The organism is Geobacter sp. DSM 9736 (assembly GCF_900187405.1).
GTDB lineage: Bacteria > Desulfobacterota > Desulfuromonadia > Geobacterales > Geobacteraceae > DSM-9736.
In genome coordinates, this window is record NZ_LT896716.1 from 2,994,791 (window position 1) to 3,007,714 (window position 12,924).

Annotated in this window: 10 protein-coding genes and 1 pseudogene; 6 read left to right on the forward strand and 5 right to left on the reverse strand. The window is 56.1% G+C overall.

Annotation, left to right across the window (positions count from 1 at the left end; translation table 11 throughout):
- Positions 1 to 13 precede the first annotated feature (13 nt).
- From CFB04_RS18450 to mfd, 3 genes and pseudogenes are all read right to left on the reverse strand, one after another.
- Positions 14 to 439: pseudogene (locus CFB04_RS18450) on the reverse strand (SurA N-terminal domain-containing protein); the annotation flags it as partial.
- Between the two features lie 69 nt (positions 440 to 508).
- Positions 509 to 1,450, reverse strand: coding sequence for a peptidylprolyl isomerase (locus CFB04_RS13640; protein WP_231934186.1), 942 nt, complete (start codon positions 1,448 to 1,450; stop codon positions 509 to 511).
- Positions 1,451 to 1,511: 61 nt separating this feature from the next.
- Positions 1,512 to 4,988 (reverse strand): transcription-repair coupling factor, encoded by a 3,477-nt coding sequence (gene mfd, locus CFB04_RS13645; protein ID WP_088535782.1) that lies wholly within the window; start codon positions 4,986 to 4,988, stop codon positions 1,512 to 1,514.
- Between the two features lie 176 nt (positions 4,989 to 5,164).
- Between mfd and CFB04_RS13650 the strand changes: the two genes are divergently transcribed.
- Entirely contained in the window at positions 5,165 to 6,367 is a 1,203-nt protein-coding gene (locus CFB04_RS13650) for a methionine adenosyltransferase (protein ID WP_088535783.1), read from the forward strand.
- A gap of 63 nt (positions 6,368 to 6,430) precedes the next feature.
- Here CFB04_RS13650 and CFB04_RS13655 read toward each other — a convergent pair whose 3' ends face one another.
- Together CFB04_RS13655 and trxA are read right to left on the reverse strand one after the other, a co-directional pair.
- Positions 6,431 to 6,946, reverse strand: a complete 516-nt coding sequence (locus CFB04_RS13655) for a TlpA disulfide reductase family protein (protein WP_088535784.1) — start codon at positions 6,944 to 6,946, stop codon at positions 6,431 to 6,433.
- A gap of 52 nt (positions 6,947 to 6,998) precedes the next feature.
- On the reverse strand, positions 6,999 to 7,328 hold the full coding sequence (trxA, locus tag CFB04_RS13660) for a thioredoxin TrxA (protein ID WP_088535785.1): 330 nt from the start codon (positions 7,326 to 7,328) through the stop codon (positions 6,999 to 7,001).
- A 203-nt stretch (positions 7,329 to 7,531) separates the two neighbouring features.
- Here trxA and CFB04_RS13665 point away from each other — a divergent pair, with 203 nt between their 5' ends.
- Genes CFB04_RS13665 through cobA form a run of 5 tightly spaced genes read left to right on the forward strand, consistent with a single transcriptional unit; the run spans position 7,532 to position 12,880 of the window.
- Entirely contained in the window at positions 7,532 to 8,206 is a 675-nt protein-coding gene (locus CFB04_RS13665) for a bifunctional precorrin-2 dehydrogenase/sirohydrochlorin ferrochelatase (protein WP_088535786.1), read from the forward strand.
- Complete coding sequence (ccsB, locus tag CFB04_RS13670) at positions 8,203 to 9,015, forward strand: c-type cytochrome biogenesis protein CcsB (protein WP_088535787.1); 813 nt, start codon at positions 8,203 to 8,205, stop codon at positions 9,013 to 9,015. The genes CFB04_RS13665 and ccsB overlap by 4 nt, the downstream gene beginning before the upstream one ends.
- Before the next feature lie 13 nt (positions 9,016 to 9,028).
- Entirely contained in the window at positions 9,029 to 10,333 is a 1,305-nt protein-coding gene (gene hemA, locus CFB04_RS13675) for a glutamyl-tRNA reductase (protein ID WP_088535788.1), read from the forward strand.
- A gap of 30 nt (positions 10,334 to 10,363) precedes the next feature.
- Positions 10,364 to 11,320 (forward strand): hydroxymethylbilane synthase, encoded by a 957-nt coding sequence (gene hemC, locus CFB04_RS13680; RefSeq protein WP_088535789.1) that lies wholly within the window; start codon positions 10,364 to 10,366, stop codon positions 11,318 to 11,320.
- A gap of 18 nt (positions 11,321 to 11,338) precedes the next feature.
- Positions 11,339 to 12,880: a uroporphyrinogen-III C-methyltransferase gene (cobA, locus tag CFB04_RS13685; RefSeq protein WP_088535790.1), complete on the forward strand. Its 1,542-nt coding sequence runs from the start codon at positions 11,339 to 11,341 to the stop codon at positions 12,878 to 12,880.
- Positions 12,881 to 12,924: the final 44 nt, after the last annotated feature.

The window sequence follows — 12,924 nt, forward strand, 5'->3', positions numbered from 1 at the left end:
GCAATCGTTCCAGTTGCTCACGGAACTGCGCACGGTACTGATCAAACGTAAGACCCTGGGCGGTGAGAGCGGCGACAAGACTATCCTGGGACAGGTTGTTCTGTTTCTTTATTTCTTCTATGGACTGGCGTACTTCCTCTTCGCTTACCCTGATGTTCAGCTCTTTGATCTTTTGATCCACCAGGTGCTTGTCGATCAGCTGGTTGAGCGCTGCAGTGCGAAGCTGCTGCCTGGTTTCGGGAGTGACCGCACCTTTCTTCTCGGCCTCTTTCAGGAAAGGGGCCATCTCCTTCTCGACCTGGAAACGGGTAATCGGTTCGTCATTTACGATGGCGGCGATGCTGTTGATCACTTCGGCGGCCGCCGGAATGGAAGCGGCCGGCAGAGCGGCAAGTGATAAGAGAAAAATAAGCAGTGTTCTCATGTTGATGTCCTGTCGTTTTCTTCTAAACCGGAGTAGATAGAAAAAAAGGCCGGGGAAACCCCGGCCCTGTTATAGGATCAAGCTCTACTTTCCGGAAGGGGCCGGTGGTTGAGCGCCTTTTGGGCTGGGACTGGGAGAGGACTCGCCTGCTCCCCCCAATTCCTTGAGGGCATCTTCCTTGATGGTGTACTTGGAGCTCTTTTTCAGGTCTTCCTTGAGCTTCTGGAATACCTCCTGCTGCTTGGTCGGCAGCAGTGCAGCCTGCAGCTGCTCCTTTACCTCATCGTAAGAGCGGATGCCTGCAGGGCGTTTACCTGTGACCTTGATGATATGATAGCCATACTTTGTTTTCACGACCCCGGAAGTCTCTCCCTCCTTAAGGCCGAAGGCTGCCTTTTCGAATTCCGGCAGCATCGCTCCCTTACTGAACCAGCCGAGATCGCCCCCTTTGGTATTGGCTGCATCCATCGAGTGCTTTTTCGCAAGTTCGTCGAAGTTGGCGCCGCTTTTCAGCTGGGCCAGGATATCCTGAGCTTCCTTTTCCGTTTTCACGAGGATATGGCTGGCTCGCACCTGCTCTCCGCTGCGGAATTTCTCCTTGTTCTCGTTATAGAACTTCTGCATGTCGGCATCGGAGACCTGTGCCTGCTCCTCAACCTTTTTCTTAAGGTAAGCCTCGACTACGAGCCGTTTCTTGAGCTCTTCCAGCTTTTCGGCAACCTGCGGGCTCGAATCGACGCCCTCCTTTTTGGCCTGCTGCAGGATCAGCTCCCGAATAACCATTGTCTCGATCAGCTCCTTCTTTCCTTCGGCCGTCTCCGTCATCGGCTTCAGGTAAGGGGGAAGCGTATCAAGTTCATTGTTGAAGTCTTCCGTGGTGATTATGGTGCCGTTGACTTCGGCGAGAGTTTTGCCGGAAGATTTGCCTTCCTTTTTGTCGGCGGTGGGGGTCTTGGGTCCGCACCCGGCGATAGCCATAAGGGAAAGGGCAACGAAGATATGCTTCATGAATTGTTTTTTGTGCACCAATGTGCTCCTTTGCTCCTAAAGTCTGTAACTACCTGTGAATCCTGGAGACGCTAGCATATCATCCCAGCCTTTTCAAGACATTTCTGGCTTCCTGGATGACCCCGTCGAAGGAGGTGTCGGAGGCTTCCACAATGAGTCTGAACTCAGGCGTAAACTGGTATTTTTTCGGGTGCTGGCGGATCAGGCCGATGATCAGGTCGGGGGACACCGGCGTCTTCTGGTGGAAAGAGAAGATGATTCTTGTGCCTGCGCTCTCGACCTCTCTGATGAGCATACGGCGCATCTGCAGCTTCAGCTTCATAACGTCGAGGAGATACAGCGCCGCTTGCGGAAGCTTTCCGAAACGGTCGGCAAGCTCTTCATGAACATCGTCAATCTCCTCTACGTTTTCGGCCTGGGAGAGTTTCTTGTAGATTATTAGCCGCTGATTCGGGTTCTGAACGTAATCCTCCGGGATAAAGGCGGGCACGCGGAGCTTTATTTCCGGATCAACACGTTCCGGGAGATCTTCTCCCTTCAAGGTCCGGATGGCTTCTTCCATTAGCTCGGTGTAGAGCTCGAACCCCACGGCGGCTATATTCCCCGACTGCTTTGCCCCCAGGATATCTCCGGCGCCGCGAATTTCCAGATCATGGGTGGCGATGCGGAATCCGGCTCCGAGTTCCGTGATGTCCTGCAGGATTTTCAGCCGGTCGCGGGCATCGGTCGATATGGCCCCTTCACCCGGAATGAGGAAATAGGCGTAGGCACGCAGCCGTGAGCGGCCAACCCGTCCGCGCAGCTGGTAAAGCTGAGCAAGGCCGAAGGTGTCGGCCCGGTTGACTATGAGGGTATTGGCGGATGGTATGTCGAGACCGGATTCAATAATGGTCGTGCAGAGTAGGAGGTTGTACTCGCCGTGCATGAAGGCGAGCATAATCTTTTCAAGCTCTTTTTCATCCATCTGCCCGTGAGCTACGGCCACTTTCGCTTCAGGGACAACGCGGTGGAGGTGTTCGGCCATGGCGCCTATGCTCTGAACACGATTATGGACAAAAAATACCTGCCCTCCGCGCTGGAGCTCACGCATTACGGCTTCACGGATGACTTCGTCATTGAAGCGAGCAACGAAGGTCTTGATGGCGAGTCGATCCACCGGAGGCGTGTCGATGATGGAAAGGTCGCGGATTCCCATGATCGACATGTAGAGGGTTCTGGGAATTGGAGTAGCCGTGAGTGTCATGATGTCCACCACCGCACGGAACTTTTTGAGTCTCTCCTTGTGTACGACACCGAAGCGCTGCTCCTCGTCCACGATCAGGAGCCCCAGATCCTTGAACTGGACGTCTGACTGGAGGAGGCGATGGGTCCCGATTACGACGTCCACCTCCCCCTTCTTTACTCCTTCCAGAATAGCCTTCTGCTCCTTCGGCGTCCGGAAACGTGAGAGCATCTCTACCGTGACCGGGTAGCCGTTAAAGCGGCTGCGGAAAGTTTCCAGGTGCTGCTGGGCGAGAATGGTTGTCGGTACCAGGACCGCTGCCTGCTTTCCATCCATTACCGACTTGAAGGCTGCACGAAGCGCCACCTCTGTTTTGCCGTATCCGACATCTCCGCAAACGAGCCGATCCATTGGCTTAGAGCTCTCCATGTCCCGAAGCACGTCCTCGATCGCGGCAAGCTGATCCGGGGTTTCCTCGAATGCAAATGACGCCTCGAATTCTCTGAAGAGATCGTCCGGAGGCGAGAATGCATGCCCTTGCTGGACCTCTCGCGCTGCATAGATCTTCAGCAGCTCGTCCGCCATCTCCTTCACCGCTTCGCGGGCACGAGCCTTCGCTTTTTCCCACGAGGAGCCGCCGAGCTTGTCGGTCTTCGGCTCGAGCCCCTCAGCTCCGACGTAGCGCTGAACGAGATTGATCCGATCAACGGGGAGGTAGAGCTTGTCGGTGCCGGAGTATTCGAGAAGGATAAAGTCTCCTTCGATGTCACCGAGGCTGAGGTGCTTGAGCCCCTGGTAAACTCCCACCCCGAAGTCTATGTGAACCATATAGTCACCCGGCTTCAGCTCTGCCAGGGAAGAAAGGATCTGCTTCTGCCGAACCTCGGAGACGCCACGCCGTTTGACCCGTTTTCCGAAGATCTCTTCTTCGGCTACCACTACGAGCCCTTGGTCCGTTAGGCGAAACCCCCGGACGATGTCACCGATGAGGATGTCGATCTTGCCATCGCGACGGGTGAGTTCGACGGGGAAGGAGCGGTCCGAAATGTTGAGGGGAAGGCCGTACGGAGCAAGCAGCTCGTAGAGGCGCTGGGCCTGCCCCTTCTGGTGGCATGCCACCATGACCCGTCGGCGTTCGGAAAGATCAGTCCGCAGCCGGTCAACGAGTGGCTTGAGTATCCGCTCCCCGTCCGGAGCGGGATCTACCTTGAGGTCAGCCGTACTCTCCGTGGTGAAGCGGCAGACGGTTGCAGTGGCGGGGGGACTGAGTTCCAGAACCGGCACATCTATTCGCCTGTCTCGTGAGAGGCTTTCCGACAGCTGGTCGGGAGGGAGGAAGAGATCGTCGCGCCGGCACGTGATCAGGTCTCTTTCGAGCGCTCTCTGTTCTGCAGCGTTCAGATCGCCCTGAAAACGCTCAGCGGCTGCAGTGACCCCTTCAGGGTCTATTACGACGATAGCCGCACCGGGTCCTGCATAGTCGAAGAGGGTTTCCAGTTCGGGGTGAAAGAGGGGCTGCAGATACTCGATTCCAGGCGGAAACAGGGACTGCTGGACCTGTTCGAATATTTCCCTGCGTCGGTCGGCGGGGATGCCGGTGTCGTCACAGCGTTTCTTCAGCCTGCCGGCAAATCCTTCCACCACATCTTCGGAAAGGATGATTTCCCGCGAGGGGAGAAGGACGAGCTCGGGCAGGGGGTCGCGTGAGCGCTGCGTTACAGGGTCGAAAGATCGTATTGTCTCTACGAAGTCGCCGAAAAACTCGATTCTTACAGGAGACGGAAGATTGGATGGAAAGATATCCACGATCCCGCCGCGGACGGAAAAGGTGCTTCGATCCTCAACGAGGCTGACAGGGGCGTAGCCAAGCCTGACAAGCTTGGCGATAAGCGACTCCCGATCCGTTTCCTCTCCGGTCACCAGGTATTGCGAGACCTCACCCAGCGTGCGGCGAGGAAGCACCTTCTGGGATAACGCCGTAACCGAAGCGATGACTGTTTTTGCCTTTCCGTCGAGAAGCCTGAAAAGGGTCGAGAGGCGCTCCCCGGAAGTATCGGGGTGAGGAGATGTGCGGTCGAACGGAGTAGTTTCCCATGGGGGGAAGAGGAGAATGCTCTCCGCGTTCCCGCTATAAAAGCTAAGTTCGCGATGCAGTTCTTCAGCAGTGTCATGGTCAGGAGTTACAACCAGGAACGGAAGGGAGAGCTGTTCCCGCAGGCGCGCCAGGATAAAAGCAGGTGACGAGCCGCGCAGGCCGGCAAGAACCAGGTGTCCGACTTCCCGGCGAAGCACTGCTGATGCATGCTCTATGAGGGGGGTGATTTCAGCGGTCATTGACAAGGTATTGAGGCAGGGGAATAAAGGCCGCTTAAAGAATAACAAAAAACATTGAGGGAATCCAGCGGGAGCTGCGGATTAATGTTATGGAACCGCGCGCCCTCTGTCTGCGTTGGTGCGGTGGCGGGGCAGCGGGGTATACTTTTCTTAATACACCGACACAGGGGGCAAAGATGATTTTTGTCGAAACGATCGCAGAAAAGACAGCGGCAGAGCAGCGGGTGGAAATTGTTGAGAGGAAAGGCAAAGGTCACCCGGATAGTATGTGCGATGCGATCATGGACGCGATTTCGGTGGCGCTCTCGGCGGTATATCTTCGGGAGTTCGGGATGGTGCTCCACCATAACATCGACAAGGGGCTCCTGGCGGCGGGGAAGGTCGAGAGGTGGTTCGGTGGCGGTCGTGTGATCCGGCCGATGGAGCTGGTGATCGGCGACCGTGCAACCTTCGAGGCAGAGGGCCGAATTATTCCGGTGGTGGACATTGCTCTGGATGCCGCAAAAAAATGGCTGAAGTCCAACATACGACGCATCGACCCGGAGCGGGATCTGTCATACCGGGTTGCCCTTGCTCCGGGATCTGAGGAGCTAACCGGCATTTTCAAGCTTGCCGGAGACATCATGGTAGCAAACGACACTTCCGCGGCGGTCGGGTATTATCCATTTACGCCTACCGAACAGGCTGTTCTCGGACTGGAAAAAATGCTCAATTCCGAGTCGTTCAAGGAGCGTTTCCCGGAGACGGGGGAGGATGTGAAGGTTATGGGGGTACGCACGGAGGATCGCCTTGACTTGACGGTAGCAATGCCACTGTTGTCAACAGAGGTGATGTCGGTAAACGAATATTTCGCGAGGAAGGAGGTTGTTGTCGAGGAGATGCGGAAGTTCATCGCAGATAACACTCCGTTTCCGGATTTCCATGTGCACTATAATGCGCTTGACCGTGCGGGCAGGGGGCTGGAGGGGGTGTATCTGACGCTTCTCGGAACGTCCGCGGAAGATGCGGACTCGGGGCAGGTTGGGCGTGGCAATCGTGTGAACGGCCTTATTTCCGTCAACAGGCCGCTAGGAACCGAAGCTGCCGCCGGAAAAAATCCGACGAGCCATGTGGGGAAAATTTATAACTTTTTGGCCAACAGACTTGCTAAAAATATATACGGCGATGTCGCAGGACTAAAGGAGGTACGGGTGCTTCTGTCGAGCAGGATCGGCCTGCCGGTTAATGCACCTCCCGTGGTAGCCGTGCAGCTTTTTGCCGAGAAGGGTTTTCATGATGGGGTGCCGGAAGAGGCGATTCGGGATATATGTCTAAGGGAGTTGCAGGAGATAGGTGGGCTCTGCCGGGAGCTCGCAAGGGGTGAGCACTCAGTTTGCTGACAAAGAACAAAAGGCGGTACCACACGGTGCCGCCTTTTTGCCGATACTCCCAAAAGGGGATGGTCATTCTGCAAGCAACCTTTTGATCGCCGCCTCTATCGCTTTTTTCGTGTCGTCTGAATATCCCATGTACTTCTCTGCAACAATCCCTTTTTTGCTTATCAGGTAAAGGGTTGGCACGGAGCGCAGTCCGTACTCCGTCTGAAGCTCCTCGCTCGCCATGGCTACCGGATAGTTGACCTTTCGTGCGCTGATGAAGCTCTTGACTGATTTCTCATCCCCTTCATCGACGCTCATCCCCAGGATCTGGAAACCCTGTTTGCCATACTTCTCGTTCAGTTCCGTGAGATGCGGAATTGCCTGGGAACAGGGAGTGCACCATGTGGCGAAGAAATCGAGAAGCAGAACGTGCCCTCGATAATTAGCCAAAGTGATCTGCTGCCCGGAGGTGGACACGACCTTTATCGGAGGAGCCGCCTGCCCCTTTTGCAGAATCGCTGCTGCAGGTGAGGCGGTTATCAGGAGCAGGATCAGGGCACTGGCTGCCCGTAAAGTTGAGCATCTGCCGGGACTTTGCATGGTAGTCCTTCTTAATGTTGTGAAGCGAAGGTTCCAAGGAGCGTGTGGCCGATCACAGTGCCTTTTTCAGCAGAGCTTCAAGCTGGGTCTTCGGTACGGCTCCGACTACCTGATCGACAACCTTGCCATCCTTGAAGAGGATAACGGTGGGAATGCCGCGGACACCATATTTGCCGGGGGTGCCGGGATTGTCGTCCACATTGACCTTCCCTACCTTTACTTTTCCGTCATACTCTTCAGCAATGGCATCGATGACGGGAGCGATCGCCTTGCAGGGGGCACACCAAGTGGCCCAGAAATCAACGAGAACCGGAACGGTGGATTGGAGCACGTCCGTCTCGAAATTACCGTCAGTGAGGGTGAGAACTTTGTCGCTGGCCATAAAATCTCTCCTTTAACCATTACACATAATGTCAAATCTGCTCTCAACTATAGCCAAGCAAGGGAAAAAATCAAGAATGAATTCTCCGGCTCAGTCCTTGTAACGTGGCGGTTTTGCTCTTGCAGCCCACGGAAATGAAGTGATATAGTCATTTCCGTATTTTTGAAGGTAACCTGTTCGCGAAGCGGCGCTCCGGGAGGGGCATGCGGTATTTTCCGGTGAATCTCGATCTCCGAAAGCGTCCTGCGGTCGTTGTGGGAGGGGGCGCCGTGGCTTTGAGAAAGTGCGGTTCTCTTCTCGAAGCGGATGCGTCCATAACCGTCATAGCCCCCCGCCTGCATCCGGCATTGAGGGAGTTGGGTGAGCAGGGCCGAGTAAAACTGCGTGAACGCACCTACGCTTCGGGAGATCTGGCAGGCGCAGCGATAGTATTCACCGCCACCGGTGACCTGACGGTGGATATGGAGGTTGCGCGGGAAGCGAAGGGACTGGGAATCCCGGTGGACGTGGCTGGTTCGCCGGATCTAGGGACTTGTGTCTCCCCTGCCGTAGTAGCCCGGGGAGACCTGATCATCACGGTATCGACAGGCGGGAGGGCACCAGCCCTTGCGGGCCTCGTACGCCGCGAGATCGAGGAGCGTTTCGGAGAGGAATATTCCGCTGTGGCGGCACTCTTTGGTGCGATTCGTGAAAAGCTGTTGACTGAAAATCGAGGCGCCGCGTACAATAAATGCCTTTTTGAAAGGCTCGCAGGACATGACATGCCGCATCTGTACCGGCAGCGCGCCTTTGCTGAAATAGACCGCCTTCTCCTGGAGCTGTTAGGCCCCGGATATTCTCATGCCGAACTGGGAGTGGTAGAAAAGGAACCTGAATGAATGTTCTCTTCAATGTTACCCTAGGCTGCTATTTCATCGCCACGGTCATGTACCTGATCTATCTGGTCCGCCCTGGCCGCGCACTCGGGCAGGCTTCCCGCTGGATCGTCTTCGGCGGGTTGGCTGTGCACTGCGCCTTTACCGTCAATCGGTACCTGGCAGCAGGACATACGCCCATCACTAACCTGCATGAATCTCTCTCCTTCTTCAGCCTCGCCATCGTCGGCACATTTCTCGTGTTCGAGCGGAAGTACAAGGTAAGTATCCTCGGGTCCTTCGTGATTCCGGTGGCACTCATCCTGCTGCTGGTTTCCACCAACTTTTCATCGGCCATCGCTCCACTCAATCCGGCCCTCAAGAGTAACTGGCTGGCGATTCATACGATACTTGCCTTTCTTGGCTACGCAATGTTTGCCGTCGCTTTCGGGGCGGCAATCATGTACCTGATCCAGCAGCGCTTTCTCAAGCAGAAAAAGCTGGGTTCGATGTACCAAAAGCTGCCGTCTCTGGATGTCCTGGATGAAATAAACTACCGCTGTCTTACTTTCGGGTTTCCGCTGCTCACCCTGGCCATTATTACCGGTGCCATCTGGGCCGAGACCGCCTGGGGCACTTACTGGAGCTGGGACCCGAAGGAGACCTGGTCCCTCATTACCTGGTTCGTGTACGCCGCGCTCCTCCATGGGCGGCTCACCACCGGCTGGCGCGGAAAGAAAGCCGCTATCCTCTCCATAATAGGCTTCTTTGTACTGCTCTTCACCTTCCTCGGCGTGAACTTGCTCCTGCCGGGACTGCACAGTTACAAGTAAAGGCTGGCGACACATGAACATAGTTGTAGTTGGGCTCTCTCACAAAACCGCCTCCGTCGATATCCGGGAGAAAGTAGCTTTCGCCCCGACGCAGATGGAGAAGCCGCTTCATGCCCTCGTTGCACTTGCCGACATTACAGAGGGAATTATCGTATCCACCTGTAACCGGGTGGAGATCTATGCCGCCACTCACGACGTAGCGGGAGGCATGGCGCGGATAAAGAGGTTCCTGGCCGACTACCATCACCTTTCCCTCGAAACACTCGAGCCGCATCTTTATGCCTTGCATGGGGAGGCAGCCATACGTCACGTTTTCCGGGTCGCCTCCAGTCTCGACTCCATGGTTGTCGGTGAGCCCCAGATACTCGGCCAGATCAAGACCTCCTACGGATATGCCGCCGAGTTCAGGTCGTCCGGCATAATACTCAACCGGTTCCTTCACAAGGCCTTCTCCGTAGCGAAGCGGGTACGCACTGAAACAAAAATAGCCTCTTCCGCCGTATCGGTCTCCTTCGCTGCAGTCGAGCTGGCCAGGAAGATATTCGGCGACCTCTCGGACAAAACGGTCATGCTCATAGGGGCCGGGGAGATGTGCGAGCTGGCTGCGAAGCATTTTCTCAACAACGGTGTGCGCGGTGTGATGGTTACCAACCGCACCTTCGAGCGGGCCGTAAAGCTGGCAGAAGAGTTCGACGGGAAGCCCATCCAGTTCGAGGACCTGTTCGACCAGTTGCACAAGGCCGATATCATCCTCTCCTCAACGGGAGCCACCCACTTCATCATCAAGCCCAGGGATGTGGAAGAGGTCATTCGCCGTCGCAAGCTCAAGCCGATGTTCTTCATAGACATCGCGGTCCCACGGGATATAGATCCGAAGGTCAACGATGTCGAAAACGTCTATCTCTACGACATGGACGATCTCCAGGGGGTCGTTGCTTCGAACCTCCAGCAGCGGGCGGAGGAGGCTAAAAAAGCCGAGGCGATCATCGAGCAGGAGATCGGCCAGTTTTTCAAATGGCTCTCGTCGCTGAACGTAACTCCTACTATCGTGGCGCTACGCTCCCGTTTTGAGGAGATACGGCAGGCGGAGCTTGCGAGGACCCTTGCGGGATGGAAAGACCTGCCTCCGGAAGGGCAGAAGCGCCTTGAAGCATGTACTGCCGCGATCATCAACAAGCTTCTCCATCAGCCGATCAGCACTCTCAAGCGAAGCGACCAGGGGAACAGAAACGATCTTTACGTGGACGCCCTGCGCCATCTTTTCGAGCTGGAAACCGAGAACTCCGATGGCGGAGGGCTTGCAGAGCTGGAAGAATAAAGAAGAAAAACCTAAAAAAGGAGAATATACATGGCGTTGAAACAGTTGCGCATCGGGACCCGAGCGAGCCAGCTTGCCCTCTGGCAGGCAAACTGGGTAAAGTCGGAGCTGGAAAAGCGGTATCCCGGGATGGAAGTAACCCTTACCAAGATAAAGACCATCGGTGACAAAATTCTTGACGTCCCTCTGGCTCAGGTTGGAGGAAAAGGACTGTTTGTCAAGGAGATAGAAGAAGCTATGCTCCGGGAGGAGATCGATATCGCCGTCCACAGCATGAAAGACGTGCCGACGGAGTTTCCGGAGGGGCTTGGACTCTACTGCATCACCGAGCGGGAAGACCCGCGTGACGCGGTCATTTCACGGGGAGTGAAATTTGCCGACCTGCCGAAGGGGGCGAGGATAGGCACCAGCGCCTTGCGACGTCAGGCCCAGCTCCTCAAGGTGCGCCCCGATCTTGAAATGGTCATTATCCGCGGCAACGTGGAGACTCGCATACGAAAGCTGAATGATGAAAATCTGGACGCCGTAATCCTGGCGGCCGCCGGGCTGAAAAGGCTGGGCTTCACGGAAAGCGTGACGGAATACCTCCCGGTCGACCTGTCACTCCCGGCAATCGGCCAGGGAGCCCTCGGCATCGAGTGCCGGCTTGACAACGAGGCAGTCAAGGAGACGATAGCGTTTTTCAACCATCCCGACACGGCCCATGCGGTGCGTGCCGAGCGGGCGCTTCTCTGGCGCTGCGAAGGCGGGTGCCAGGTTCCCATCGCTGCCCATGGTGAGGTCGTCGGGAATCAGCTCAAGCTCACCGGGTTCATCGCTTCGGTAGATGGTAAAACATCGGTGAAGGGAACCATTTCGGGCGCTGCCGAAGAGTGCGAGAAACTAGGGATAGCCCTAGCAGAGCAGCTCCTGAAAGACGGAGGCCACGAGATCCTCGCCGAGGTGTACAAGCGGGAGGTGTCGCGGGAGAAGGAAATTCCTGTCTAAACCCTGAAACCCCTACTCATGTCCGAAAAGCCACAAAAAATAGGGCGCGTCTATCTGATCGGCGCCGGTCCGGGAGATCCCGGCCTCATCACCGTCAGGGGGAGGGAATGTCTCCGTAGAGCCGATGTCGTGGTCTACGATTACCTGGCTAACGAGGCGCTACTGGATTCGGCTCCTTCCGGTGCGGAGTTGATCTACGCAGGTAAAATCGGGGGGCTTCACAACCACGAGCAAAGCCAGATCAACGAACTGCTGGTGAGAAAAGCGCTCGCCGGACATGTGGTGGCGCGCCTTAAAGGGGGGGACCCTTTCGTCTTCGGCAGGGGAGGGGAGGAGTGCGAAGCCCTTGCCGCTGCTGGAGTTCCCTTCGAAATCGTACCCGGCGTAACTGCAGGAATCGGTGCTGCCGCTTACGCCGGCATACCCCTCACGCACCGGGATTTCACCACCTCCGTCGCCTTCGTCACGGGACATGAGGGAGCCCATAAAGACGCTTCCGAAATCGACTGGCAAGGGTTGTCCCTTGGAAGCGGCACCATCGTTTTCTACATGGGGATGAAAAATCTTCCGCTGATCGCTCAGAATCTCATCGGCTGCGGAAGGCCACCCGAAACTCCCGTAGCCCTTATCCGCTGGGGAACGCGCGCGGAACAGGTGGTTCTGACCGGGAACCTCGGTGACATAGCGGAAAAGGCGCGAAAAGCTAATTTCAAGCCTCCGGCAATAACCGTGGTCGGCGAAGTAGTCTCCCTGAGGGATAAACTTCGCTGGTTCGACAACCGCCCATTTTCCGGAAAAGGTATCCTCGTAACACGGGCGGCCGACCAGGCTGGAGAATTCAGCAGCATGCTCGAGCGCTACGGCGCGAAGATATTTGAATGCCCCACCATCAGCATTTCGCCGCCGGAGGACTGGCTGGAGGTCGACACAGCCATTCAGGCGCTCTCCGGATTCGACTGGACGATCTTTACTTCCGCAAACGCCGTCAGAATGTTCTTCATGCGGCTCGGCGACAAAAAGCTTGATACAAGGGCTTTCGGCTCATGCCTTGTCTGTGCGGTGGGTCCCAAGACCGCTGCCGCTCTTTCCGCCTTTGGGATCAGGGCTGACCTCGTACCCCCTGATTACAAGGCCGAAGGTGTAGTGGCCGCTTTCAAAGCAATCGGGATCAGCGGCAAAAAGATTCTTTTCCCGAAAGCCGACAGGGCCCGTGAGGTTATTACCAAAGGACTGACCGCCCTCGATGCTCAGTTGATCGCGCCGGTCCTTTACCGGAACATCACCCCAGAATCGGTGCCGGAGAAGGTTCTTGCTGCGCTTGAAGAAGGACAGATAGCCTGCGCTACCTTCACATCATCTTCCACTGTCGAGAATCTTGCTGCTATCCTCGGAGAGAACCGGATGCTTCGCCTCCTGAGCAATGTCGCTATTGCTTCAATAGGGCCGATCACGTCCCGGACCTGCCGGGAGCTTGGGCTTCACGTTGATATCGAGCCAGCGGAATACACACTTGAGGCATTGACGGAGGAGATGCTCGGCTTCTTCCGAAGAAGCAACTGAAAGACCTCTTGTCGAAACAAGCGCCCGGTCAAAAGGGCAATTCA

What these genes read in the sequence shown, in the direction of transcription:
- mfd (WP_088535782.1), bottom strand. Translation starts at nt 4,988, where the DNA reads ATGACCGCTGAAATCACCCCCCTCATAGAGCATGCATCAGCAGTGCTT.
- CFB04_RS13650 (WP_088535783.1), top strand. Translation starts at nt 5,165, where the DNA reads ATGATTTTTGTCGAAACGATCGCAGAAAAGACAGCGGCAGAGCAGCGG.
- CFB04_RS13655 (WP_088535784.1), bottom strand. Translation starts at nt 6,946, where the DNA reads ATGCAAAGTCCCGGCAGATGCTCAACTTTACGGGCAGCCAGTGCCCTG.
- trxA (WP_088535785.1), bottom strand. Translation starts at nt 7,328, where the DNA reads ATGGCCAGCGACAAAGTTCTCACCCTCACTGACGGTAATTTCGAGACG.
- CFB04_RS13665 (WP_088535786.1), top strand. Translation starts at nt 7,532, where the DNA reads ATGCGGTATTTTCCGGTGAATCTCGATCTCCGAAAGCGTCCTGCGGTC.
- ccsB (WP_088535787.1), top strand. Translation starts at nt 8,203, where the DNA reads ATGAATGTTCTCTTCAATGTTACCCTAGGCTGCTATTTCATCGCCACG.
- hemA (WP_088535788.1), top strand. Translation starts at nt 9,029, where the DNA reads ATGAACATAGTTGTAGTTGGGCTCTCTCACAAAACCGCCTCCGTCGAT.
- hemC (WP_088535789.1), top strand. Translation starts at nt 10,364, where the DNA reads ATGGCGTTGAAACAGTTGCGCATCGGGACCCGAGCGAGCCAGCTTGCC.
- cobA (WP_088535790.1), top strand. Translation starts at nt 11,339, where the DNA reads ATGTCCGAAAAGCCACAAAAAATAGGGCGCGTCTATCTGATCGGCGCC.